Source organism: Paenibacillus radicis (ex Xue et al. 2023), from assembly GCF_024722015.1.
GTDB lineage: Bacteria > Bacillota > Bacilli > Paenibacillales > NBRC-103111 > Paenibacillus_S.
Genome location: NZ_JANQBD010000024.1, coordinates 17930 through 43172, shown reverse-complemented (window position 1 = coordinate 43172; position 25243 = coordinate 17930). Strand labels below are relative to the sequence as shown.

Sequence of the window (25243 nt, the reverse complement as noted above, 5' to 3'; positions counted from 1 at the left end):
TGTAGATGCTGGAGAAAGGGAAAATTTCAGCCTTCCAAATGGGTTTGCTCATGTATCCCGTCATTTTGGCCACTGGCTTTCTTTCTCTTCCCGCCATTACAGCCCATTACACCCAAAATGACATATGGCTGACGCCCCTCATCGCATCTGCGACCGGTTTTGTAAGCATCTATACAGCAACCCGGTTACACGAGCTGTTTCCTAAACAAACAATCATCCAGTATAGCGGACAGCTGATTGGAAAAATACCTGGAAAAATCGTTTCCATGATCTACTTTCTTTTTCTGACACATACAGCAGGAACAATCACCAGACAGTACGCAGATTTTGTCACGGGTACTTTTTTATTTAGAACTCCACTGTTGTTGGTCATCCTCTCGATTCTTCTGCTCGCAGCCTTTGCAGTTCGCGGCGGGATCGAACTAGTAGCAAGGAGCGCAGTGATTCTCGTACCTATCTTTATTTTGCCGATTTTTATCCTGCTGCTTCTTTTCCCGGATCTGGACGCCAAAAACATTTTCCCTATTCTAAGCGGCGGGTTACTCCCTGTAATTAAAGGCGCAGCAGCTCCGCAGGCATGGTTTAGCGAATATTTTCTGATCTCCTTTTTCCTGCCCAACCTGACAGACCCAAAGAAAGGAAGGAAATGGGGGATCATTTCTTTGAGTGCCGTCGTATTGAGTTTGACTTATATCAACCTGATTATCTTATTTTTACTTGGTCCGGACATTGCGAATAAAATCTACCCCCTATTGGTTGCATTCCGTTCTATAGGCGTTGCTAGTTTTCTAGAAAATTTAGAATCGCTGCTGCTGGTGATGTGGGTGGTCGGTAATTTCATTAAACTCAGCGGTTTTTTCTATATGGCTGCTCTTGCGTTTGGCCAATGCTTTGAATTGTCAGACTGCCGTCCTATCATCTTTCCACTTGGACTTCTGATTGCTATCACGAGCCTGTGGGATTTGCCAAGCTTACCTGTAATGGAAGAATTGATCCGCTACGTAGCTCCATTCGAGCTGCCGACAATGCTAACCCTCATTCCGCTGCTATTGCTTATATTGGCTGTATTACGCAAAAGAAAAGCGACTGCTGGAGGAGATTCCACCCCATGAGAGCGTTGATGAAATTAGCAATGTTAATCCTGCCTTTCCTACTGCTTGGAGGCTGCTGGGATCGAACAGAGCTTAACGATTTATCGCTTATTACTGCATTAGCCTTCGACAAAGTGGAGAACAACATGATTCAGGCGACAGCGCAACTTATCATCCCACAGAATCAAAGCGGGAGTGGAATGATGGGAGCTGGGGGGTCCGGTGGCGGCACAGCCAAAAAAACAACCATAAGTTTTGAAAAAGGGTTTAATATTGCAGACGCACTATCCAAGCTGCAACGTAAAACTACCCGTAAGCTGTTCTGGGGGCAATGCAAAATATTTATTATAAGCGATACATTGGCAAAGAAAGGGATTCACGAGCAATTCGACTTTCTAGTACGGCATCCTCAACCCAGAGAAAGAGCTTATATGTTTGTCAGCAAAGGAAAAGCAGCGGATGCTCTGGAAGTGTTTCCAAGCGTTGAGCGATCTTCTTCGGATGCGCTCCGGAAGTTATCCGACCTGCAGACCGGATTCAAGATAACGTTAGAGCAGTTGAGCCAAATGTTAAGAGGAGACTCCCAGGCAGCCGCCCTTCCGATCGTTAAGATTTTGCCGCCGAAAAAGTCGGCAACTGATCCTCTGCAAACCATTCCGTATATAATGGGAATCGCAATTTTTAATAAAGATGCAATGATTGGGGAGCTTTCAGGTAAAGTAACGCGGGGGGTGATGTGGGTAAGAAATGAAATCCAGGAATACACGGTTACCTATAAAACCGATGAGACCGAAGGACTCGTGTCTTTAAACCCTGTCAAAGCCTCTGTTAAACTAATCCCGGAAATTGTTGGAGACCAATGGATGATGACTATAAAGGTGAATACAGAAGGTGATATTGTTCAAAACAGCACCCTATTGAATCCGTTAAGCCCAGACCTGTTAATACTGCTGGACAAGGCATTCGCCAAAGATGTCAAAGAACGCATCCTGCAGGCTACTAACGAGGTTCAGCATAAATGGAAAGTAGATATTTTTGATTTTGCCAAGGAATTCCACAGAAAATACCCCAAGCAATGGGAAAAAGAAAAAAATAATTGGAATGAGTTATTTCCAAAGGTTGTCGTGAAGGTTGACATTCAAGCTCATATACTCCGACCCGGGCTAATCAACTCACCGGCGGGAGTCCCTATGGAAGAGGTGAAGGGTCGATGAGATGGGGATTTTTCTGGATGGTCACAATAGCTGTGATGCTTATTATATGGCTGGAATGGTCCCAGCTTAAATCCAAGCCCACAAAGGATAAGCTCGTATTTATATCGCTGCTGCTTCTCGTTTGGCTGCTGTCTATGCTGGATTTGCCAAATACGCAGGGACCAACAACTTTATTACGTTTCATTTTCAAACCATTCCGGCCACTGCTTGAAACATAAGCCTCTATTTATAACCATGATGAAACACTCGACTTGCCCAATCTGAGGAAGAATGTCTGATTTTTAGTTGACCTGAGCTTTCCTTATACACAACAGATTTCTCAGGTACGTCTTGCCGGTAAAGGGTGGCACCAATTCCAACGGATACCCGATCGCCGATATGGCATTCGCCAATGATGGAAGATCCCGGCAGCATAGCAACTCTCTGTCCGAGCACAGGATAATGCCCCTGATGGTTCCCAACCGTGCAGCCTTGAGCCGCGACAAAAAAATCGCTATAGGCAGCTTTTCCAAGCACCGTCCCCGTAGTGTGCAGCAGCAAGAAGATATCCGGCAGCAACGTGTCGTACATGCAGCTGAAGCCATGCAATGCTTTGTTCAAGTAAAATAATTTGTTGGCAGCCGCTTCATTCTGTGTTAATTGCCAAACCGCATTAGACAGAAACCATAGGTATACAGCATACTGGTCCGAGTGCAGATGGTTCAGATTGGGCTCCCCCTCCTTGCTGTAGCCCGTTAATGTGACATGCCGAAAGCAGTAAGCGGTTCGTTCAATCGCCTGCTCGAATGCGGGCTGCAGCTCTTTAAGCTTGAGGACGCGGCGATCAGGGAACATATTGTTCAACTGCCTCAGGGTGTAGGCTGTAAATTCGTTATACGGCAACGACAAGTTCACGTTAACCTCCTGCCTTTCCCAAACCTTGTCGTTTTAACTCTTCAGTACACTCTGCGATCAATCCCCGAATGAGTGCTTCACTGTCTGGATTTTCGTAACCCATTTCATTATGAATTCGTGTGACGTCTATTAGTGGAAAGCAAACGGTCCGAGCATCATCTGCTACTGAGACCTGGCAGCCAGTAAGCTCTCGAATCCACTGGGAGATGCTCCTGTTCGACGTGTTTATGCCGCTCGCCACATTGTATACCCCCGATCCATCCGCTTGCGCGATGCTAATAAGCAGCCTCACTACATCATCGATACCGATGTAATCCTTAGCTGTATCAAGGGTCGTGTGCAAAGTAATGTGCTTCTTGTCTACCGCATCATGGATGAGCGAATATAGAAAATTACCAGAATTGTAGTCATCACCGCATACATTCGATACTCGGGCGATTTTGACGTTCTTCCGTCCTGAATTCAAGCAGAGTGATTCACCCGCGAGCTTGGAGAGATGGAACAAATGATCTCGATGATGGGGATTGACCAATAAGGACACCTGTTCATTGGAGGTAATATTATCCATATAAATGCGGGTCGATGATACATAAACGAAAGAATCGAAGGCTGCTTTTTCAAGAAACTCCCCAGCCAAACAAACATGCGCTTTCATCGTGTCAAAGGGCCTTTGCCGGAAATCTGAAGTTACTCCAGCACAGTAAATGACATGTCCGAGTGATTGCTGAAACACTGTTGGGTCATCTCTCTCTGGAGCGAAGCATTCCTTCCCTTGGCTGCGTAAAGCGCTAACTAGATGCCGACCCATAAAGCCTTGTGCACCAATGACTGTAAATAACCCCGATGAATTAGTATTCATTGGCGGTACCCTATCCTTCTTGAAGGTACACCCACATTGATCGAGTAGGGCTCAAGCTCTCCCTTGATCAGGGATTGTGCTCCCACGACACAACCTTTCCTCAGAAATGCGCCGTCAAGAATAACCGTTCCTGCACCAATCCATACATCATCCTCGATAACGATTCCTCCTTTACTCGGCATAAATCGCTGCTCTATAATCGGCAGACTGCTTGAACGATATTCATGATTCACTGGTGCAAGCGTGCAGTTTGCGGCGATCAGCACCCCACTACCGATCCATACTCCATTGCCGCTATAAATAACCGTACCTGAGTTGATATAGCTGTTACTGCCGATTTGCACATCCCCCGTGCCGCCAGCAGGCTTTATTTTTACAAACGAGTCTATCATCGCTCCGTCATCAATGAATATGCGCGTCCCTCTCACTGAATCTTCAATATCAGCCAACGCCGATACATGTGCTTTATCAGATATAATCAGCACTACTCCGCTCCCTCCCTCCATAGCTCGAACTGCTGATCCCTGTCACTTATGATGAGAGCCTCCATAGGCAGCCATTGAATACAAAACGCTGGATCATTCCATCTAACACCACGAGCACTTGCAGGTTCATATCGCTGAGACAGCAAATAAGTCAGCTCCGTATCGTCTTCGAGTGTTTGAAAACCATGGGCAACCCCCTCCGGTACATACAGCATACTGCGATTTGCTGCAGTTAGCCGAATGCCGAGCCACTGCTTATAAGTTGTTGATTGGGGTCTAATGTCCAGTATGACATCATAAACCGCGCCTTTTGTACAGCGTATCGTTTTCGCTTCAGTGAATGGAGCCTCCTGATAGTGCAGCCCTCGGATCGTACCTTTATACCAATTATAAGATATCCCGCACTGGACCACGTTCGTATTTAGACCATACTGAGCGTATTCATCCACACACCAGGAACGAGCAAAAAATCCGCGTTCATCGTTTGACGGCTCGATATCAATTACATAAGCGCCTGCAATCGAAGTTTCAGTAAATTTCATCTTTACCACATCTCAATCTGTGGAATCCATACGGCACATTGACCGCCCCAATCTCGAATATAGGATAGCTGTCCGGCAATTTCTTGTTTAAGATTCCACGGCATAATTATGACAATATCCGGTTTGGTCTCACGAATATATTCAGGAGGAAATATCGGTATGAGCGACCCAGGCAGGAGCAGCCCCTGCTTGTAGGGATTCCGATCCACAACATAATCCACCATCTCCTTGCCGATACCGCAATAATTAAGCAAGGTGTTGCCTTTGGCCGGCGCTCCATATGCCGCGATTTTGCGACCAGCATTTTTGTGCTCAATAAGAAATTGCCATATATTCCGCTTGGTATGAGCCACATTTTCAGAAAATGCAAGATACGTTTCAATTTTCCGGAGACCTGCCGCCACCTCTTGCTGAAGCAGGGTATGAACGCTCTGTCCAATCATTTTAGACGTATCTCCTACATGCCCTGCATATATGCGCAAGGATCCGCCGTGAGTATCCAATACATCCACATCGAATATGGCCAAACCATGTATGGCAAACAACTGCTGCACTGTGTGCAAGGAGAAGTATGAGAAATGCTCATGATAAATAGTATCAAACTGATTATGCTCCATGAGCTGCAGCAGATGCGGGAATTCCATTGTTAGTACGCCTGTATCTTTGAGCAGCGTCTTCAAGCCGGCTACAAAATCATGAAGATCCGGCACATGAGCGAGAACGTTGTTGCCGATCAGAACATCAGCCTGCTTATGCTCACAAATAAGTTGGTGAGCGAGCTCCATTCCGAAAAACTCCATAACTACAGGAATTCCTTTGTCCAATGCGGCGGCGGCTACGTTGCGAGCGGGTTCAATGCCAAGCGTTCGGATACCGGATTGCTGGAAAAATTGCAGTAAATAACCGTCATTGCAAGCAATTTCAACAACTAAGGGACTTACGTCGGAAGAATCGGTTGTTGGATCAATAGAGCTAGTAAAGCTTTGTAGAGCAAACCTGTCGATCATCATTTCGGTGTAATTCCGCGCATGCTTAAGCCAGCTGTCGGAGAACGAGCTAAAATAAGCATATTCTCCGAAAATGCTCTCCGGGGGCTCAAATTGTGCAAGCTGAACAAGGAAGCAAGCTCCGCATACATAGGCGTGCAGCGGATAAACCGAACAAGGTAGCTCGGATTCTTCTGGCTTCAAATAATGATTGGAGAACGGAGACATCCCGAGATCTACGAATGTATGGATCAACGGTTCCCCGCATAAGCGGCATGGTCGCAGCTTTATTGGAGCACTCATCGTGCAGACTCATCTCCTTCTCTTGACACAAAGATGGAATTCAGAGATATTTAACAAATTTCTATTTCAGGCTTGTAAGTTCTTATAAACTTCTATTTGCTTAAGAGTCATTTCACGAACGCTCTTGCCATGAGCATAAGCCTGATACCAATCGGCTGTCCAGCGAATGGCCTCCTTAGTGTCAAGCAGGGGTCTCCAGCCAAGCCTGGTTCTAGCCTTAGAGCAATCCAATACCAACCGCTGCGCTTCATGCGGCTTTGGATCGTTGAAATCCACCATATTATCTCTAATAGGCGCTGCTGCTTCCTTTATTGCATCTTCTATCTGCGAGCTTGGAAGCTCCTTTTCATCCCAACTTGCAAGCAATTCACGTGCAATTTCTCCTACGGTTAACGGCTGAGCGTTATCCGGTCCGAAATTCCATGCCTGCCCAAGCTGATCTCCTGCGGCATACATTCTCTCCGCTAGCAGCAAATATCCTTGCAGCGGGTCGAGCACATGCTGCCATGGTCTGACAGCTAACGGTTCCCGTACCTTCGGAGTTTTTCCGCTAAGCAAGCTGCGGATCAGATCGGGTACTAAGCGATCCTGCGCCCAGTCTCCGCCCCCAATAACGTTGCCGGAACGGACAGTGGAGAGTGCAGTAGGCGTCCCTGCGAAAAACGATCGGCGGAATGCGTCCGTTACCAACTCCGCGCATGCTTTACTGGCGCTATAGGGATCATATCCGCCCAGCTGGTCGGTTTCGCGGTAAGGCCATATCCATTCGCGGTTTTCGTAGCATTTGTCGCTCGTCACAATGATCACTGCCCTTACTGTAGCACCACTGGAACGGACTGCCTCGAGAACGTTTGCTGTCCCGACAACATTCACATCGAATGTTTCGACCGGCAAGCGGTATGAGGCTCGAACCAAGGGCTGAGCTGCCAGATGAAAGACGATGTCGGGACTGCAACGCTTCATGGCTGCGTTCAGTCGCCGTGAGTTACGTATATCGCCCTTAACGGATACGATTCCATCGGCTGCGTTTGCCAGTGAAAATAAATTGGGATCTGATTCTGGCGATAAGGCAAATCCTGTTATATGAGCGCCCAAACTTTGCAGCAACAGCAATAGCCAGCTTCCCTTGAACCCTGTATGTCCGGTTATAAACACCTTTTTCCCCTGCCAAAAGGACATCTTTACCACACCTTCCAAGGGGCTTTGGAGGATGACCACCATTCTTCCAGCAGCAGCTTATCCCTCAACGTATCCATTGGATGCCAAAACCCATGGTGCCGAAAACCCGCCAATTGGCTGCTAGCCGCAAGTCGCTCCAACGGTTCTAACTCCCAGATAGTCGCATCCCCCTCAATCAGATCAAACACATCCGGCTCCAATACAAAAAAACCGCCATTAATCCAGCTATCTTCCCCCTGGGGTTTTTCCTTGAATCGGGTAACCAAATCGTTAGTAAACTCCAACGCTCCGAACCTGCCCGGCGGATTAACCGCTGTTAAAGTGGCCAGCTTGCCCTGATCCCGATGGAATTGAATCAATTCGTTAATATTTACATCACTGACACCATCACCATAGGTAAAACAAAATGTTTCATGGCCTACAAACGTTTTGACACGTCTGAGCCTTCCCCCTGTCATCGATTCCGATCCTGTATCTACTAATGTTACCTTCCACGGTTCGCTCTGGTTGTTATGGATTTGCATTTGATTAGCTGCGATGTCTATCGTGACATCCGACCTATGGAGAAAATAATTGGCGAAATATTCCTTGATAACATATCCCTTATATCCGAGACAGATTATGAATTCGTTGATTCCATAATGCGAATATATTTTCATAATATGCCAAAGTATCGGATTGCCCCCGATCTCCGCCATCGGCTTGGGTCGCATAGTTGTTTCCTCACTCAGTCTTGTGCCGATTCCCCCAGCCAATATCACCGCTTTCACCTGACAATCGCCTCCTTTATACAGGGGACAGCTAGCGTTAAACTGCTTATACTGCTTCCGTTACAATAACCATCTCGGATACGGATAAAAGTGCATGGTTAAACATTTCATGAGTTTTGGGTATTTTTTCCATTTTATTGAAGAGTTCCGTTAGTTGAGGCTGTACAGGATCTTGAACAAACAGTATTTTTCTTACAGGCAGCTTGTTGCTTTCCAATAGTAAAAGAAGCGGTTGAAGATGGAAAAAAGTATTAGACAGCTGCGTCTGAAGAAACGGTGTTCTGTCACTCAACCAACGTGCGATTTGAAGGTAATGCGCTCCATTCTGCATCTTGAACAATAATAAGCCCCCACTGCACAGCTTGGAACGTATGCCATTGATTATGCTGTCAATCTGGTGCCGAGGATAGGGCTCTAATCCGCCTTCTAATAGAATCACATCGTATAAAGCTGAATCCTCAAAATCCTTCAATTCAGTAAGCAATCCATGCTTAGCTGTTTCTGAAACCGAAAGCAAATCCACCATGTATTTGCTTTGATCTGTATAATTGACAATCGTCGTTTGCTCAAATCCGTTTTCCCGCAATTTATTGCGTAGCTGCAGCGGCGTGGAGCCGCATTTGGCATTAATGCCAAGTATGCGGACAGCTTGAGGAGCCGTCCCAGAACGCTGCCTTTGTTGCTGTATGCATTCCGTCGCCGTATCCACCAGATGGATATCAAAACCTGTATCCTCCCAGGCATCTATTCCATATTTATCACGGAAAATTTCACGGCTTACCTCAAGAGATTGATGCTGCCGCTGTTCCTCCCCCACTGTGACAGAGCCGAAATGATGAGTGAAGGTGTCTTTTACAAATATCAGCTTGTTTCCAGCCCTGCGAATACGAAAACTTATATCGTCATCAGCGAATTCCCCATAAATGAACCTTGGATCAAAATAACCTACCTGCTTAAGTAGCTCCGTTCTCACCATCAACACACAGGGCAGGAGCCGAACTCTTTCCTCCCACATGTCAGGATTCGAAATGTTATAGCTCTCAGCAAACCGCTGCATCTCTTCAAGATCAACTGCATTGGGGCAAATGATCCGTTGATTGTTCGATACTGAATCGGCTCCCGGTGAAACAAAACCAATCGTTGGGTCGGATTCCATACAGATTAGCAAGTTATCGAGCCACCCTTTGGTAACAATGAAGTCATTGGAAATGCAAGCCGTGTACCTTCCTTCCGCCACCATCATTCCTGCATTAAAGCCGTTAACAGGGCCAACATTTGCAGCGAGAGTTACCTTCTTGTGATTAGGCAATTCGTTGAAATAAGCTGCTGTCCCATCCGAAGAACCATTGTTAACGGTAATCAGTTCTATTGGAAGATGCATTGTATAACGGTAGATGCTATCCATACATTGCTTGGTGTATTCCAAATGATTGTAGGCGAGCACAATGATGCTGACTAGCGGTTTGGATGCCCTATCAGTCATTTCATTCGTGCTGGACAACTTTTTATTTATATCATCTATACACTGTTGGATTTCAGTTCTCTTATTCTCGTCTTCCGTCAATTCCATTGACCGTCTATACAAGCTTACAGCTAATACGAATTCCTTCTTTTGGAAATATACATTGGCGAGTTTATAGAAGAGATCAAATCGCTGATACTCGAAACCGATGGCTTCAACCAGAGCACGCTGTGCTTCATCAAGCTTGTTTTCGAGCATATGGATCTCTGCTTTCCATAAGTAAATGTCTGCATCGCGTGGGTGGAGTCCTTGGAATTCGCGTATTAACAGCTTGGCAATATCCACTTGACCTGCATCGAGCATTTCTTTGATTTTTTTCTTTACTTCCAAATGAAGTCATCCCCAATCATCTGTTCCTTTTTTCCTATGAGTCTTCAAAAAGCAGCGTTATAAAAGGGAACTTTTTGAACGACCTCTATAAAATTACCAGCTTTCGTATACAGTAATTCCAATATATGCATGGAAAGATGAGAAGTGAGTCTATGCAGGGTTCCAAGAAATGAAAAACGGGCGATGAAAAACCATGGCAATAGTGGTTTCTATCCATGCAAGGGTCTACCCGTAAACGTAAGATGAAGAAAAAAGAAAGGAGTGGACTTCATATGCCAAACTTTGCCGTTTATAATACAGATCCCAATCAGCTGCAAACCTTGATATTTGGGAGCGACGGAACGAACACTCTTGCGCTTAATACCGACTCCACAGGCAGACTTAATATTGGAGATGTCAATACAGTAACAGCTGTCATGGGGGCAACAATTACTGGTGGTACTGTTTCGGCAACCATTGTTGGTGGCACGTTGAATGCGGTGCAAGCGGCTACTATTATCGGCGGTACGTTGAATGCCGTACAGGCTGCTACCATTGTTGGCGGTACTCTTAATGCTGTCGAAGCCGTCACTATTGTCGGCGGTACTGTTTCCGCCACCATTCTCGGCGGTACCGTGTCGGCTACCATTGTCGGCGGGACGTTGAACGCCGTGCAAGCCGCAACTATTGTTGGCGGCACGCTCAATGCTGTGCAAGCGGCTACTATCGTTGGCGGCACGCTCAACGCTGTCGAAGCCGTCACCATTGTCGGCGGTACTGTTTCCGCTACTATTGTTGGTGGTACGTTGTCAGCCACCATTCTTGGCGGCACGTTGAATGCTGTTCAAGCCGCAACTATTGTCGGCGGTACGCTCAATGCTGTGCAAGCGGCTACCATCGTTGGCGGCACGCTCAACGCTGTCGAAGCCGTCACCATTGTCGGCGGTACTGTTTCCGCCACTATTCTCGGCGGCACACTTAACGCCGTCCAAGCTGCTACTATCGTCGGTGGTACGCTCAACGCCGTACAGGCTGCTACCATTGTCGGCGGTACGCTCAACGCTGTCGAAGCCGTCACCATTGTTGGCGGTACTGTTTCTGCTACTATTCTCGGCGGTACCGTTTCGGCTACCATTCTTGGCGGCACACTTAACGCCGTGCAAGCGGCTACTATCGTCGGCGGTACGCTTAACGCTGTGCAAGCGGCTACCATTGTCGGTGGCACACTCAACGCTGTCGAAGCCGTCACCATTGTTGGCGGTACTGTTTCTGCTACTATTCTCGGCGGTACCGTGTCGGCTACCATTCTTGGCGGCACACTTAACGCCGTGCAAGCTGCTACTATCGTCGGCGGCACACTTAACGCTGTGCAAGCTGCTACCATTGTCGGCGGTACGCTCAACGCTGTTGAAGCCGTCACCATTGTTGGCGGTACTGTTTCGGCCACTATTCTCGGCGGTACCGTTTCGGCCACCATTCTTGGAGGCACTCTCAACGCCGTGCAAGCTGCTACCATCGTTGGCGGCACGCTTAACGCTGTGCAAGCTGCTACTATCGTCGGCGGTACTCTCAACGCTGTCGAAGCCGTCACCATTGTTGGCGGTACTGTTTCGGCCACTATTCTCGGCGGTACCGTTTCGGCTACCATTCTTGGAGGCACTCTCAACGCCGTGCAAGCTGCTACCATCGTTGGCGGCACGCTTAACGCTGTGCAAGCGGCTACTATCGTCGGCGGTACTCTCAACGCTGTCGAAGCCGTCACCATTGTTGGCGGCACTGTTTCGGCCACTATTCTCGGTGGTACTGTGTCGGCAACCATTCTTGGAGGCACTCTCAACGCCGTGCAAGCTGCTACCATCGTTGGCGGCACACTGAATGCTTTGCTCGCTGGCACTGTTTCCGCCACTATTCTCGGCGGTACCCTCAACGCCGTGCAGGCTGCCACCATCGTCGGCGGCACACTGAATGCTTTGCTCGCTGGCACAGTTTCCGCCACTATTCTCGGCGGTACCCTCAACGCCGTGCAGGCTGCTACTATTGTCGGCGGCACGCTCAATGCATTGCTCGCTGGCACTGTTTCCGCTACTATTCTCGGTGGTACCGTGTCCGCTACCATTCTTGGCGGCACAATTACAACGATATCCCAAAATAATTTCAACCAATTCAGTGCACTTGGCGTTACAGTAAGCAGTACAACTTATACGCCAATAGCTTCAGCATCGCTCAACCAAAGCTTATATCCTTACAAGGTATACTCCTATCTCATCTATAACAACAGCGGCGCCGCTACCGTCAATGCACGAGCAGAAATTAGCTCGGACGGTGTACGTTGGATTGTCGATTCAACTGTGACCGGTTTGTTAACAGGCGGTCTCGTTCTGACACCGATTAGATTTGCTAAATACACTCGTGTATCGCTAGCAATGGCATTACTCGGAACGGCTACTGTAGACGTTTATCTCGATGCACAAGTATAAACATAATTCATAAAATAGAGGATGACACCCGTTATCCTCTTTTTTTGTATTCAATTGAATGGGTCTCATTAAGCAATTATATAAAAAGTAAAAAAATGGAGATGTTGCGTGTGTCTGAGCTTGCTGTTCTTTCACTTATCGTTGACAGTAAGAAGCAAACTCCCGATCCAGGTAGCCCCTATCCTGTGATTGCCTTTGATCCCGAAAGTGGTGCAACCTGGAATGATGTTAAAAAGCAAATTATGCAATCGGGGGCCCAAAAGGTATTGCTACAATTTTCCAACGAGACGATCGATATACCGGCTCATAACTGGAATCACATCGATTATCAGTTCCGTCGTTTCCATCGGCTGTACGATTCTGTCGACATCATCACATCCGTTTCTCCTTTAATATTCATCGATCTCTTTGCCCCCCTCCCCTTACCTGGCCTTAGCATCGTTTCGAGGGAAATTAACTTTGATGAATATGGCTGGAAAACTACCCGACTGCTATACTTTTTCGATACACATAATTGGGATCAACTTGAAATCATGCTTAGCAAAAATAACTTGCACATAGATGATTTATTTGCCCTCTCATGCCTGTATGAGCAAACGAACCGTTTTGAAGAAGCCTATGCAGCTAGCCTAAAAGCTCTTACTTTGGAAGAATCAGCTCAAACTAATGATCGCCAACGGAATGGAACACCTCTCTCAGAGCTTCCTATCCCCGTGACACAGGACCTTCCAATGTTTGATCCAGCGAGGTTATGGTTGGCCCATGGTCTTCATGCAGCGAGGTGCAACCGTAATGAGGAAGCCGCTACCGCCTTCCGGATGTCCTATGCAGAGAATCCACACATGGACCCGTTATACTATTGGGCAGATGAACTTATACGGCAAGGCTTCTCACAAGAAGAAGCAATCATACCTATAGTGAAATGGTTGGAGACTGATCCAGATAAAGAAGAACGGTATATTCGCCTTTTACACCGTATTGGCTTATTTTCAGCGGCGCTTAAATCTCTGGAACAAATAACAACGGCATCGCATCATCAGATTACCCGCATCTACTTTGATTGTTTGATCCAGGTTGGCAGAATTGCTGAAGCTGCTCTGTTGTTCCATGAACAGGATGAGGCATACAAAAAAAAGTATCCGACGGATGCACTTTTATACAAAATACTGTTAGCTGATGATAATCTATCTGCTCTGATTTCGCCGCTTGCACAATATGAGCTTGTAGCATTACAGGATCGTGCTGTCTCGATTCGTCTATTTAGCTATGCGGAAACACTTCAAGGCTATATTAGTGAGCCCTTATCGCTCGCCTTCACCTTGTTTCGGAATGGTTATGTCATGCGTTCCGCTACCCATTTTTTACAAGCATTGAAAAATAATACGATGGTTCAGGACGGTTACCGATGTTTAGGAGAAATACTGTATTATCGTGGCGCCTATCAGCAAGCATCCGAGATGTTCGAATATTTGCTCTCGCAAGCACCAGATAACGCTGCTCTGCGCACTGCTTTGGCACTAGCCTGCTTACGTCAAAGCGAGGTGCTGCTTAAGGAATCCATGTATATTTTTCCTTCTTCTGTTTTCTTGCGCGAGGAGTCGGAGAAGGTTGGAAGCGGGATCAAGAGGATGGAGCAAAGCGCAGCTATTACTCGCTGGAAGTGGGCAGAGAGGACAAATTTTCATGGATAAACCACTCATTTCCCTCTGTATGATTGTCAAGAATGAAGAAGATTGCATCGCCCAATGCCTGCTAAGTGCAAGGACAGCCGCCGACGAGCTCATAGTGATGGATACTGGATCAACGGACCAAACAGTTGAGATAGCCAAACGAACCGGAGCTGCAGTCCATATTCGTGAATGGAAAAACGACTTTGCTGCTGCTCGCAATGAATCCATTAATCTCGCCTCTGGCGAGTGGATACTCGTGTTGGATGCCGATGAAATACTGGAGGAAGGCCATGGAGCGCTGCTGCGCGAGGTAATCGCTAATTCACCCGATGCGGATGGATTTTTCGTGCGAATAGTTAACTTCATAGGTACAGAAGCCCAGCACGCAGGATCATCCGTATCAGCTTCACTGCGTTTATTTCGCAATAAACAGGCTTATCGTTATGAAGGAAGAATCCATGAGCAGATTGTTCAACCTATTCTATCAGCAAATCCGGCAGCTAAACTGCTTTATTCTAACATTCAATTAAATCATGGCGGCTACCTGCCCGAGGTTGTTCAGAAGAAAAATAAAGTACAGCGCAACATGGATCTGCTGCTTCAGGAGCTGGAGAACACTGATAGTGAGAGCTTTCACCGTTACAACCTTGGTGTAGAATATATGCGGGCAGGCGACTATACATTAGCGCAAGAACAGTTTTGCCTTTCCAGAACCGTAACAGACTGGAGAAAAACGAGCTTCGGTCATGTTGTTGTGCTCCGCGAGGTGAACTGTCTGCAAGCCCTTGGCCGTTGGGAGGAAGCTGCCGATTTATGCCGGGTTGCCGCTAGTGATCTCAACAATTATCCCGACTTATTTTTCACACTCGGAAGAATTCATTATCACCTGCGACAATGGGAACAAGCTGAAGAAGCCTTCCATAAAGCACTGGAAATCGGTGAGTCACCGCCTCAGTATACGTCCGTCAGTGGTGTCGGAACTTATAGTGCCAGCTTTCATCTCGGCAAAACCCGTGAACAGCTGGGAGATTACGATGGAGCAGTGCAGTGGTATGCGAATGCACTTACGTTCAATTCAGGCTTGCTTTCACCCTTTTTACGACTGATCAGTCTGCTTGCTCGTCTTCATAACGCCAATGGCATCACTAATACGATGGAGCGGCTGTTTCATTTGGAATCGCCTAAAACCTGGTGGAGTATTGCGCTTTCTTACTATCAGCTAGGACTGTATGAACAAGCGACGGATATTTTGAAAAACAAACCTATGCCCGTAGAAAAGCGAGAGGAACGGCAGCTGCTGCTCTTGCGCTGCTACCTTCTACTGCCAGGAAATCGTGCCCCAGGCTATACGGGTGTAGCAGCCAGGCACAAACGAACAGTGAGGAAGCTGTTTTACATGGCTCTTGTTCGCAATGATGACAAGGCTGCAGCACGATGGCTGCAGCGTTTGGAACAGGAAAGAGCACAACGATTGAAACAGAAGCAAGGAATTACGGATAAACATACTAACGAATCCTTTGATAGCTCAGATTCTGCAAGCGAGCTTGTTTTGAACCTGCATGCATACTTGCTAAAGGAAAGAGAGCAGCATGTTATTCCTCTCCATCTTCCTGCTTCGGCGTATTCCGCACTGTGGAGCGAATTGTACTTTTTGTATATACTAGCCTCCAATGAGCATTTATTCGCTTTGCAAACTCAAATTCAAACCTATTGGCTCCAACTCCTGACGCTGCTGCCCGATCCTCTTCAACGCTTGAAGGGACGTTATGAGCTTATTAAATGCGTTCATGTAAGAATCTATCAGCTGCTGCAAAATAAAGATGGCGATCTTGAGTATGCTGCTCTGTGGAATGATGTGAAACCCCGATTAATGACATTAATCGATGATTTGCTCATGGAGGAGGTTAACTGATAATGCCTAGAGTATCACTGTGCATGATCGTTTGTAACGAAGAAGAGAATATCAAGCAATGTTTGACTTCAGCAGAGCCCTATGTCGATGAAATCATTGTCATTGACACCGGATCCCAAGATCAAACCCCAAACATAGTTGAGCAGTTCGGAGCGCAATTGTACAGAATGAAATGGAACGATCATTTTGCAGAAGCACGGAATTATGCAACAAAACGCGCAACTGGAGACTGGATTTTGGTGCTTGATGCTGATGAACAGCTGCTGCCAATAGATTTCGATCTCTTCAAAAGCTTGCTTGCTGATGAGACGGTGTCAGGCTACTATGTACTGATACGAAATCATCGCTCCGATGTGTCTGATGATTATGAAACCGATTTTGTATGCCGTTTATTCCGCAATCTCCCGAACATTTCTTACCAAGGGCGAGTTCATGAGGATATCGGCGTGTCGCTTTCCACAGCTTATCCCAAGCTCGCCATCAGGCGTTCAGGGCTGATTGTATCCCACTACGGATATTCGCGTATGGCGGAACACGCGAACAAGAAAACTGAACGCAATGTTAAGCTGCTGGAACGCGCGGTTCGTGAGGAAAGCGATCCTTTTTTTTACCGATACGCAATAGGAGTTGAATCATTTTTGCAGGAGCACTACCAGAGGGCTGCTGAAGATCTCGCCCCGCTTCTTCCGAAGGTACCTCCAACAACAGGCTATGCCGCTGATCTGGCCTATAAATTAGCTTACTCCTATTGGCGCTCAGGCAGGAACACTGAGGCACTTCAGGCAGTGAAAACAGGACTTGTCCGCGAGCCTTTGTATGCCGATTTACAGGAGCTTCATGCCGTATTGCTGCTCGAAGAAGGTCGTCCTGAGGAAGCCCTTCACCGACTTACCCAATATGCCAAGACAGCCACCTTCACCGAGGAAAAGCAGGCAGAGCGAGCAAATTATTGGTTGGGGCTTGCCCATCAGCAGCTTGGGAATTGGCAGCAAGCCTTGCTGTATCTTGAGAAATGTCTGCATACAACAGCTTATCGTGAACAAGCGAAACCTCGCTGGCTCGATTTGGCTCTGCTCATTTATCCGCTTACAGAGGTGGAATCCAGACTTACAGCAGCACTGCATAGCTTGGAAGAGCTTGCAATTCCTATCTATTTAGGCAGCTACGTAACGAAATGGGGATACAGCAGCCGAATGCTGCCATTACTGGAAGGGCTGAAATTGGATGGAACAAGCGAGGATTTACAATTGCAAGAATTAGCTTTTTTCTACGCGATCATGCTAGCGCAGACAGGTGAGACGGAGAAGTCTTCGGAAATTCTGCATCAGCTCATCCACAAAAAACCAGAAAAACATCTGCTTATTTACTTGTGGGCACTGCAGAATGCCGGAGGCGAATCACTGGTTCAACTCAACCTTCTATATGCCTTTCGTGATACTGAGCCTGAGCTTGCCTCACTTGCTGATAGGCTGCTTCACGGAAATCCATCGCTCTCCCCTGCGCCAAGTGTACAGCTTTTGGAGCAGGCAGCGTATGCCATGCTGATGATGAGAGCATGGTCCGGCTTTCAATTAGTTTGGCAGCACTTGCACGGAATTACTACTGAAGGTAGGCAGTCCGAGCTGCCAAAGGCTTGGCGTCCCGCCATCTACCAATCCCCGGCACATATACGCGAGATTATCCTGCAGGGTCACTCTCCTGAAACAAGCAGATATGGTGAACGGCTCTTTGGGGCTCAACTCGCGTACTCTCTAGGGAAGAAGGAGGAAAGCATCCGTCTGTTTACTCAATTAAAACAAGATTTTCCTCAACGACTCGAACCCCGATTAGGTCTGTATGGCGTTGGGATTGGATCAGATGAATGCGCATCCTATCTCTTTCTAGTCGACCTCTAAGAGGTCGATTTTTCATTTATGCGGTTATCCCTGAGTTTGCGCCTGAAAATAAATATCGAGCATGGTCGGTTGATCCAGTTGCTGTGATTTGACACTGAATCTTGTAAATTTCAAGTATCGCATAGGAACGATGGCTTGAGTTGTTCCAGCTGCGACAACCATCTTGGAGTCCTGCATGAAATCCAGTCCATTAGGGCTGATTTCCACCTTTACCTCACTCGCATGATTTCCTCGATTGACGATAGAGTATGTGTATAATTTTAACAAGGACGAATTGACCAAAAGTGATGGCTTCCATTCATTCTCAGTTGTTACCCCCAAGCGCTCCTGCTCGATGAATCTCGTCCGCTGTACATTCACACGCAGCTTCTTGATAATCGGGCGGATTGGCTTGCAGCATTTTTTAATAATGATGTATTTATGCTTTCTGTATGTTTTCTTTTTGGGAAACAGTTTTTTCTGACTCATGCAGCGATGCGAATATTTCTTCTTACGATGACAGCAGCAAGAGGTAAGCGTCTTTCTACAGGCGGTATATTTCAGTGCAGGCACCCAAACTCACCTCCGGTTTTGTAAGATAATTACCAATATATTCGGCTATCCTACATTTAGCAACGGCAGTTATCACGTCCCCTCAGCATCGTTTCCTCCTAGTAAGCCGCACTTTCTACCTTCAGAGCATAAAACTCCTTAATTACACTCTCAATCGGCGGTTCTTGTAAAGTCATGTCATTAACCAGGCTGCTCTAGTTCAAATGATTTATATACACTCAAGAGAAAGTACAGACATATCCAACTCGAGCTCAGCAGTATAAACCAACCGCTTATTGCCATGTTGGACTTCAGAATTTTGGATAATTTGCGTAGGACACTGGTTCTTTTGTTCGCAAATCAAAATATAGCGAGCCATCTCATCATAAAAATCATTCTTTCGAAAAATTGGATGATTAAATTCGGACCTCAGAAGAATCGAAAGAAGATTCAAATAACGTCTTCCCACTCCGCTTTATTCGAATCCATCGCCCTACCCAAAACCTGCAATAATACAGTCTTTTGACCATTTTTTCAGGAGTTTCTTGAATTCCTGCAAATGTGCATCTATTTTTATCATTGTTAGCTGTAACCAGACTTTTTATATGAAATAACTGTAATATCGCACTTATTTTCCTCATACTAACAATATTAGCAATAAATAACTGCACAATTGCAGGAATTTGTACTTGCTGATGATCTGAAAAGGAGGAAAGAACTGATATCGAGGTTAAAATCTATAATCATCCTCTAGAAGACTACCTCCATGCCTCTATTCATCGAACTACCAAAAAAAATTGAACATCCTATCTCCAAATAAACCAGTTATAATTACTTTCTCCGGTATTTCGACTTTTTCAAAAAAAGACCTTTCAATAAAAAAGGCAGATTCCCCGCAAGGAACATGCCATCTTCGTTAAGTGTATCTCAACCACTACAAAGGAGCGTTCTTGTCTTTCATCCCCATTGCAAAACCTTCAAATCCAAGCTTATTATAATAGGGGATATTCTCCTCCGTACAAAGCAGTTGAATATGAAGCTTGCTCTCTCGACCCTTTTCCACTAACTTTCGAATCATTTCGCTTCCAATTCCTTGGTTTTGATAATCCGGATGAACAACTAAACCACAAATGTACGCATTAATCACACCATCTGAAACGATGCGGCCCTTACCGATCAACCTATCCTGATCATAAGCACAAATAACATGCCAGCTTTGAACTAACGCTTTATATAACAGTTCCTTGGGCAGCATCAAGTAATCATTCCAACCAACAGTGTCGTACAGTGCAAATATGCAATCGGCACTTGGAATTTCATTAGTATAATGAATCTCTATCTTAATCCCCCCCTTTCTTCACTCCCCAGTCCCAGAATCTATGCTATCCGAGGCACCGTAAAGCTCATAATCCCAATAGGTCCGGCTTTGGTTACGCGTTACGTTCATGACCGTATTCCCATCCACCTTAAAAAGATCATAACGATAACCTTCCACGTAAGCTTGGTATGGAAGATCCCCGCCATAGTCGCTGTACAGCTTTTTGACAGCCAACTTCGTATCCAGGGAATAGGTACTGGACAATGGTGAATGAACCTTAATGATCAACGTCCCCTCCGCTGTTCTCGGATAGCCGAAATGTGGAACCTCCACTTCCGCTCCTTGGAACAAGTCATTCACGATTGAAATTTCCCCGCCGGCATTTATAAGCAAAAGCTTCCAGTCCCCGCCTACCACCCAATGGGTTCCATCTGCGTTACTCCATGACCCACGAATAAGAGAAAAGGGTAACTCCGTAGCTGTTCCTTCTCTAATCAAATAACTAAAATGATATTCACGCGAAGTACTAAACCTGCCTTTTACAGGAATATCAACGTTAATTTGTAGCGATAAAAGGGTAAGCTTTTCGCTCAATCGGTGCGTCAGAGCACTGTATGTAACCCCATTATTAGTTTCCCCAGGATAAGAAGCAAAAAGCGTCTGATTTTCAAGAAGATACTTGGTTAAGGAAGTAAGCTGTACATTTTGAAAGTAAAGAGCATCCTGCTTTCGTTCCAGCACGGTATCACCTTCGTATTTCCACATCCACTGCGATGCATTCTCGAACAGCTTACCGGCTGTTTTCCCATTAACCCACTGCGGCGGCTCCTGAAGAGACTTGGCAATTTTTAAATAGCCATATTCGTTGTTTTTGAACATCTGATTCCTAATGTATAAGTAATTTTCATCATCATATTCGATCCTGTCGAATTGCCGGCTCTGTTCGGTTGTAATGGTCAATCCGGCTGTATCTTCCCACTGCAAATTCATGTGAAAAAGGTCGTGAGCGAAGCTCCACGTCATTGGAAAGTAAGTGATGTCGCGGAATTGCAGCAGCGGAAACGGTTCTGTTTCATTCGCAATTCTCTGACCGTAGATAGTTACGGCAAAGGGAGCAATGGATGCGTTATAATAAGCACCCGCACGATTGGCGACAGATTCCACCTGACTCCATTTCTCTTTGCCCGGCAGCCCTTGCGAATAACCTGGAACAATGGATAGCCCACTGCTCTCATCCCATGTATAAGATAGCCCCAGAGCCCGAGCTGCGTTCCAAGTAAGTGGAAAGTAGGTAATGTCCTTATACGTAACCAAGGGATACGCGCTATGTGATTGGTCAATCCTTACTCCGTCCAAGGTTACTGTAAACTCTGGTATGCTGACTTGGACACGTTCTGCTTGCGCCTGCACTGGCTGCTGCATCTGACCTAGCAACATAAGGAACAAACCAGCTGTAAGTAATATTCTCCACATCTTGACCCCTCCTGAACAATAACATGTTAATTGTATGACGTTGGTCTTAAAGAATAGTTGCTCTTTTACAAAACAAATATAAAAGGAGCATGCCTTCAAAGGGCAGCTCCTTTTACGTTCATTTATTAAAACCGTATAAGCAATCGACTTAACTAGTCACTGCATTTAATGCCTTGCGATGCATCCGTGAAGTCGCCCAAACGAACAAGAGCATAAGTAATGCAAATCCGACCAACACCCACAGCGACCACGACACCGACAGCTTATCCATACACCAACCCGTCAACAGCGGAAGCGTTGCACCACCAATACCGCCTGCAGCAATCAGCACGCTCGTCGTACGCTCCTCCGCCCCTGGGAAGAAGCTGTTTGCATAAACCAAAGCTATTGCAAACATGCCTGACATTGCGAGCCCAAGTAAAATGATGATTCCAAAGGCAGATACGATGCCCGTGGTTAGCGCCAATCCGGCAACTAGTACACAGAAGCCGGCACTGCCGAACAGCAGGTAGCGGGAATAACCGATTTTTCGTGAAAAAGCTGCTGCGAACAAGCGGCCAATTGCCATCGCTCCCCAGAAGCAGGTTACCGATAATGCTCCAATTTCTGAACTAGCTCCAAGGTTCTCAACAAAGATCGACGGCAAAAAGTTTGCCAAGCTCATCTCGCCGCCTACGTACAGCAAAAAGATAAGAATAAAGAGAACGAAAACGCCCATCGAACCCTTACGAACCTTCTCTATAACTGCAGTTGGTTCATAACCGCGCTGCATGCGTTCACGTAATCCTCCAAGCGGCAGAAACCACCAGAGAAGAAGCATACATACGGTGAATAGGCCTAACGTCAAGAACGCCCCTCTCCACCAGCCTTCAGCTATAAACATAGAGGCCAAGAGCGGCATCACTAGCGCACCTACTCCGAAAAACACTTCTACACGAGCCATCATCGCCGCCTTGCGGTCTTCCTCCGCGGCTTGCATAATAAGCGCCCCAATGACAGTCTCAATCATGCCAAATCCGAATCCGGCAAAGGGTGCGACCACCAATACCACTCCCCAAGCCGGCAGCATTGCGAATACCAACTCAGCAGCGCTTAGGAAACATAGAGACAGCAGCAATGCTCCTCGTTTACCGAGCTTAGTCGACCACCATGGCCCCGACAGTACACCAATCAAGAAACCAACAAACTGTAAAGAGATCAATTGCCCGCCCGCCGTATAATCTTTTCCGTAAAAAGCCAGCATATCAGGCAGCAGCGACCCTATCACTACATGCGCCAAACCGATTAAAAAGTAAGATAAACAGCCCATCCATAAAAAAACCTTCACTTATCAATCCCTCATTTACACGTTGAATACGGATGTTTCCGACTTTTATTACTTTAAATGAAATGTCTGAATACTACAAGTCGCCGGGCAAATAAAAAGTTCCCTGCCGATCCTTCTAAAGTATCATCCTCAAGCTTCAAACCAGTATGGGCTTATATTCACCGACAAACTTATATTGATAGCTGTTATCTATTCGAATATATCCCAATATTTTACTCCATCTGTCTCGATGCACTAAACTTGATTGATTTTTGTTATCCATATTTCCTTCTGCAACAAGCAATTCATTATCATGACAAGACAGCACAATGCCTATATGGTCGTGAGATTCGTTGGACAGCAGCTTTTCATAAATAACGATATCGCCCCTAGCCGGGGAGAAGCCTTGATCTTGAACACTATGAAAAAAGTTCACATCAGGAAATTGGGCCCATTCAAGCCACGCTGCTACGCCTGCAAACCTGCACACACTATTAGGAAAACGGATCGGCAATAATAACCCTGCTTTTCTGCAACAGTAGTATACAAAGGCAGCACACCAGCTTGCTTTTAATTCTTTATAAATATTATCGCCTGTCCAATAAAGACATATATCACGGTAATCTTTATCCGAAGGAATCCCTATAATCCCTTTTGATGCGAGTTGTTCCGCCCAGTCTGCTAATCGCTCGCACCTATCACCTGACACTTCCATTGGCGTACCTATCCCTTGCTTATCCTGTTCAACTTTAAAATCATTGAGAATACCTAATTCATTCAGTAGCTTTCTCAAACGTTTTGCATGTTCAAAACTTACTTTAGTACCGTTATTATAAAAATATTGCTGCAGTACTTGGGCATCCTTGACAATCTCATCATATTCATTATGTATGTTAGCTTTATCACTATGATAGAATACCGCACAAAGGATGATCCTTTGCTCCTCTTTTGTGAAAATATCCATATCTCTTAAAATTGGTCTTATCGCCTCGGCACCATTTTGATCATGAAACTCTTCAATACCTGTCATAAATAAATAGTAATCATGCAGCAATCCTGCAATAGCAGCTATATGTTGCTGAAGGCCTCTTTTTTGCGCCAACATTGAAGCGTAGCTCGATACACCATAAAGCTGCAGATAAGCATTACGCCTTGTTTCTCCATTTGTTATTTTAAGCAGCTTTTCATCGACAACCGCCCTCACACTTTCCAACTTCTGGTAATTTTCAATGTGAATATTAACCCCTCCTTTACACAACCCATATTATACCATTTTTCAGAAAACTGAAGCGTATATTTTCAACCCGACTGACCTTTACTTAAGTAAACACAAAAAAAGAGCTCCCTCGAAAGTTAGCTCCTACATTATATGGAGTCAAATCAAATCATGTTGGTTAGCTGCTTCATAATAGTATCATACTGCTCCATCGTAATTTCCTTCATACATACCTGACGAATTAATTCCTTCTCTTGTGAACTAAACACCACATCATCTAATTCCCAGGATGAACTGATTTCTTGAAAGCTTTTCTCAAATTCATCTCTTGTCATGTTATTCTCTCCCTTGTGGGGGTAATCCCTGGATGTACGATCTATGGTGAATGGTGCTCTAAAGGGCCTATATATACTACTTCGAAAGGAAAATTCAAATTAAGTAGGTATAAGCTCACAAAACGTTGTTTTTTTCCAATAAAAAAGGAAACACACCCATCGGCATGTTCCTTATTTGTGTTCATTCGACATTTAATTTGCATGATCAATGACCTGCTGGTGGGGAAATACTAACAGTTTACCATCCGATTCCATCCAGAGCACGAAGTCCATTGTATTAATCCGTTCCATGGCAGCAATGAACTTGGGGGGATTCTGTACCTTCAAGCTGAATTTCAGCTGCAAGGTCGGCTTCTCTCTGCTGTCTTCGGACGAGTCGGTCTCGGAAATCATTTTGACGTTAATGATTTGAATGCCCTGCTCGCCAAAGGCTGATGCCAGCTTGCCAAGTACACCTGGATTATCAAGCGCCTTAATGGTAAGCTCGTGATTTCTGCGATGGCGCATCAAATATTTTTCCCATTTATTAAGGACAAATAGGCTGATTAAAACGAGCATGGTCGTGTAAAACGCCGCAAACAGAAATCCCGCTCCCACACACAAGCCAATCGCCGCTACCACCCATACCGATGCCGCTGTCGTCAAGCCGCTGATTACTGATCCATTGCGTAGGATGGCTCCTGCTCCAAGAAAGCCGATGCCGCTGATTACTTGCGCAGCAAGGCGTGCTGGATCAATCCGTACATTAGGCTCATTGACATATTCGGAGAATCCATAAATGGACAGCAGCATAATAGTAGCTGAGCCCAAGCAGACCAGAATGTGGGTACGAAAGCCTGCAGCATGGTTATTCCACTCGCGCTCCATTCCAACGGCCCCACCGAACAGGACCGCCAGCACCATCCTTAGCAGCAGCTCCCCATGGGAAATTGTCCATAAAGTTGTAGTTCCCATCG

General features: G+C 46.0%; 22 protein-coding genes. 7 read left to right on the top strand and 15 right to left on the bottom strand.

What is annotated here, in order from left to right; all coding sequences use genetic code 11:
* Positions 1–5 precede the first annotated feature (5 nt).
* Genes NV381_RS27960 through NV381_RS27950 form a run of 3 tightly spaced genes read left to right on the top strand, consistent with a single transcriptional unit; the run spans position 6 to position 2523 of the window.
* The gene (locus tag NV381_RS27960) at positions 6–1112 is read left to right on the top strand and encodes a GerAB/ArcD/ProY family transporter (protein ID WP_258216591.1); all 1107 of its coding nucleotides are present in this window, start codon (positions 6–8) and stop codon (positions 1110–1112) included.
* Positions 1109–2305: a Ger(x)C family spore germination protein gene (locus NV381_RS27955; protein ID WP_258216590.1), complete on the top strand. Its 1197-nt coding sequence runs from the start codon at positions 1109–1111 to the stop codon at positions 2303–2305. Before NV381_RS27960 ends, NV381_RS27955 begins: the two co-directional genes overlap by 4 nt.
* The gene (locus NV381_RS27950; protein ID WP_258216589.1) at positions 2302–2523 is read left to right on the top strand and encodes a hypothetical protein; all 222 of its coding nucleotides are present in this window, start codon (positions 2302–2304) and stop codon (positions 2521–2523) included. The genes NV381_RS27955 and NV381_RS27950 overlap by 4 nt, the downstream gene beginning before the upstream one ends.
* Before the next feature lie 4 nt (positions 2524–2527).
* On the opposite strand, the gene NV381_RS27945 is transcribed toward NV381_RS27950, so the two are convergent.
* The 8 genes from NV381_RS27945 to NV381_RS27910 all read right to left on the bottom strand — a co-directional run bounded on the left by NV381_RS27945 (position 2528) and on the right by NV381_RS27910 (position 10175).
* Entirely contained in the window at positions 2528–3199 is a 672-nt protein-coding gene (locus tag NV381_RS27945) for a hypothetical protein (RefSeq protein WP_258216588.1), read from the bottom strand.
* Between the two features lies 1 nt (position 3200).
* Positions 3201–4058, bottom strand: a complete 858-nt coding sequence (locus tag NV381_RS27940; RefSeq protein WP_258216587.1) for an NAD-dependent epimerase/dehydratase family protein — start codon at positions 4056–4058, stop codon at positions 3201–3203.
* The gene (locus NV381_RS27935; RefSeq protein ID WP_258216586.1) at positions 4055–4543 is read right to left on the bottom strand and encodes an acyltransferase; all 489 of its coding nucleotides are present in this window, start codon (positions 4541–4543) and stop codon (positions 4055–4057) included. The genes NV381_RS27940 and NV381_RS27935 overlap by 4 nt, the downstream gene beginning before the upstream one ends.
* Positions 4543–5085 carry a dTDP-4-dehydrorhamnose 3,5-epimerase gene (gene rfbC / locus NV381_RS27930; protein WP_258216585.1) on the bottom strand — a complete coding sequence of 181 codons (543 nt, stop codon included), beginning with the start codon at positions 5083–5085 and terminating at the stop codon, positions 4543–4545. Before rfbC ends, NV381_RS27935 begins: the two co-directional genes overlap by 1 nt.
* Positions 5086–5087: 2 nt before the next feature.
* Positions 5088–6362: a class I SAM-dependent methyltransferase gene (locus NV381_RS27925; RefSeq protein WP_258216663.1), complete on the bottom strand. Its 1275-nt coding sequence runs from the start codon at positions 6360–6362 to the stop codon at positions 5088–5090.
* Between the two features lie 78 nt (positions 6363–6440).
* Entirely contained in the window at positions 6441–7562 is a 1122-nt protein-coding gene (rfbG, locus tag NV381_RS27920; RefSeq protein ID WP_258216584.1) for a CDP-glucose 4,6-dehydratase, read from the bottom strand.
* Positions 7556–8323 carry a glucose-1-phosphate cytidylyltransferase gene (rfbF, locus tag NV381_RS27915; protein WP_258216583.1) on the bottom strand — a complete coding sequence of 256 codons (768 nt, stop codon included), beginning with the start codon at positions 8321–8323 and terminating at the stop codon, positions 7556–7558. Before rfbF ends, rfbG begins: the two co-directional genes overlap by 7 nt.
* A 46-nt stretch (positions 8324–8369) precedes the next feature.
* A complete protein-coding gene (locus NV381_RS27910; RefSeq protein ID WP_258216582.1) occupies positions 8370–10175 on the bottom strand; it encodes a glycosyltransferase in 1806 nt (601 codons plus the stop codon).
* 272 nt (positions 10176–10447) lie between these two features.
* Between NV381_RS27910 and NV381_RS27905 the strand changes: the two genes are divergently transcribed.
* The 4 genes from NV381_RS27905 to NV381_RS27890 all read left to right on the top strand — a co-directional run bounded on the left by NV381_RS27905 (position 10448) and on the right by NV381_RS27890 (position 18108).
* Positions 10448–12631: a beta strand repeat-containing protein gene (locus tag NV381_RS27905; protein WP_258216581.1), complete on the top strand. Its 2184-nt coding sequence runs from the start codon at positions 10448–10450 to the stop codon at positions 12629–12631.
* 110 nt (positions 12632–12741) lie between these two features.
* A complete protein-coding gene (locus NV381_RS27900) occupies positions 12742–14322 on the top strand; it encodes a hypothetical protein (RefSeq protein WP_258216580.1) in 1581 nt (526 codons plus the stop codon).
* Positions 14315–16213 (top strand): glycosyltransferase, encoded by a 1899-nt coding sequence (locus NV381_RS27895; protein ID WP_258216579.1) that lies wholly within the window; start codon positions 14315–14317, stop codon positions 16211–16213. Before NV381_RS27900 ends, NV381_RS27895 begins: the two co-directional genes overlap by 8 nt.
* A gap of 2 nt (positions 16214–16215) precedes the next feature.
* On the top strand, positions 16216–18108 hold the full coding sequence (locus tag NV381_RS27890) for a TPR domain-containing glycosyltransferase (protein WP_258216578.1): 1893 nt from the start codon (positions 16216–16218) through the stop codon (positions 18106–18108).
* A 24-nt stretch (positions 18109–18132) separates the two neighbouring features.
* On the opposite strand, the gene NV381_RS27885 is transcribed toward NV381_RS27890, so the two are convergent.
* The 7 genes from NV381_RS27885 to NV381_RS27855 all read right to left on the bottom strand — a co-directional run bounded on the left by NV381_RS27885 (position 18133) and on the right by NV381_RS27855 (position 25241).
* On the bottom strand, positions 18133–18660 hold the full coding sequence (locus NV381_RS27885; RefSeq protein WP_258216577.1) for a DUF6385 domain-containing protein: 528 nt from the start codon (positions 18658–18660) through the stop codon (positions 18133–18135).
* Between the two features lie 913 nt (positions 18661–19573).
* The gene (locus NV381_RS27880; protein WP_419182309.1) at positions 19574–19894 is read right to left on the bottom strand and encodes a GNAT family N-acetyltransferase; all 321 of its coding nucleotides are present in this window, start codon (positions 19892–19894) and stop codon (positions 19574–19576) included.
* A gap of 102 nt (positions 19895–19996) precedes the next feature.
* Entirely contained in the window at positions 19997–21430 is a 1434-nt protein-coding gene (locus tag NV381_RS27875; protein ID WP_258216576.1) for a hypothetical protein, read from the bottom strand.
* A gap of 148 nt (positions 21431–21578) precedes the next feature.
* Positions 21579–22757: an MFS transporter gene (locus NV381_RS27870; RefSeq protein WP_258216575.1), complete on the bottom strand. Its 1179-nt coding sequence runs from the start codon at positions 22755–22757 to the stop codon at positions 21579–21581.
* Positions 22758–22893: 136 nt separating this feature from the next.
* Entirely contained in the window at positions 22894–23940 is a 1047-nt protein-coding gene (locus NV381_RS27865; protein ID WP_258216574.1) for a CHAP domain-containing protein, read from the bottom strand.
* Positions 23941–24116: 176 nt separating this feature from the next.
* Positions 24117–24287: a hypothetical protein gene (locus tag NV381_RS27860; protein ID WP_258216573.1), complete on the bottom strand. Its 171-nt coding sequence runs from the start codon at positions 24285–24287 to the stop codon at positions 24117–24119.
* A 192-nt stretch (positions 24288–24479) separates the two neighbouring features.
* On the bottom strand, positions 24480–25241 hold the full coding sequence (locus NV381_RS27855) for an MgtC/SapB family protein (protein ID WP_258216572.1): 762 nt from the start codon (positions 25239–25241) through the stop codon (positions 24480–24482).
* Between the last annotated feature and the right edge of the window lie 2 nt (positions 25242–25243).

What these genes read in the sequence shown, in the direction of transcription:
- NV381_RS27940 (WP_258216587.1), bottom strand. Translation starts at nt 4,058, where the DNA reads ATGAATACTAATTCATCGGGGTTATTTACAGTCATTGGTGCACAAGGC.
- NV381_RS27950 (WP_258216589.1), top strand. Translation starts at nt 2,302, where the DNA reads ATGAGATGGGGATTTTTCTGGATGGTCACAATAGCTGTGATGCTTATT.
- NV381_RS27880 (WP_419182309.1), bottom strand. Translation starts at nt 19,894, where the DNA reads ATGCTGCCCAAGGAACTGTTATATAAAGCGTTAGTTCAAAGCTGGCAT.
- NV381_RS27960 (WP_258216591.1), top strand. Translation starts at nt 6, where the DNA reads ATGCTGGAGAAAGGGAAAATTTCAGCCTTCCAAATGGGTTTGCTCATG.
- NV381_RS27895 (WP_258216579.1), top strand. Translation starts at nt 14,315, where the DNA reads ATGGATAAACCACTCATTTCCCTCTGTATGATTGTCAAGAATGAAGAA.
- NV381_RS27955 (WP_258216590.1), top strand. Translation starts at nt 1,109, where the DNA reads ATGAGAGCGTTGATGAAATTAGCAATGTTAATCCTGCCTTTCCTACTG.
- NV381_RS27860 (WP_258216573.1), bottom strand. Translation starts at nt 24,287, where the DNA reads ATGACAAGAGATGAATTTGAGAAAAGCTTTCAAGAAATCAGTTCATCC.
- NV381_RS27905 (WP_258216581.1), top strand. Translation starts at nt 10,448, where the DNA reads ATGCCAAACTTTGCCGTTTATAATACAGATCCCAATCAGCTGCAAACC.
- NV381_RS27890 (WP_258216578.1), top strand. Translation starts at nt 16,216, where the DNA reads ATGCCTAGAGTATCACTGTGCATGATCGTTTGTAACGAAGAAGAGAAT.
- NV381_RS27855 (WP_258216572.1), bottom strand. Translation starts at nt 25,241, where the DNA reads ATGGGAACTACAACTTTATGGACAATTTCCCATGGGGAGCTGCTGCTA.
- rfbC (WP_258216585.1), bottom strand. Translation starts at nt 5,085, where the DNA reads ATGAAATTTACTGAAACTTCGATTGCAGGCGCTTATGTAATTGATATC.
- NV381_RS27875 (WP_258216576.1), bottom strand. Translation starts at nt 21,430, where the DNA reads ATGTGGAGAATATTACTTACAGCTGGTTTGTTCCTTATGTTGCTAGGT.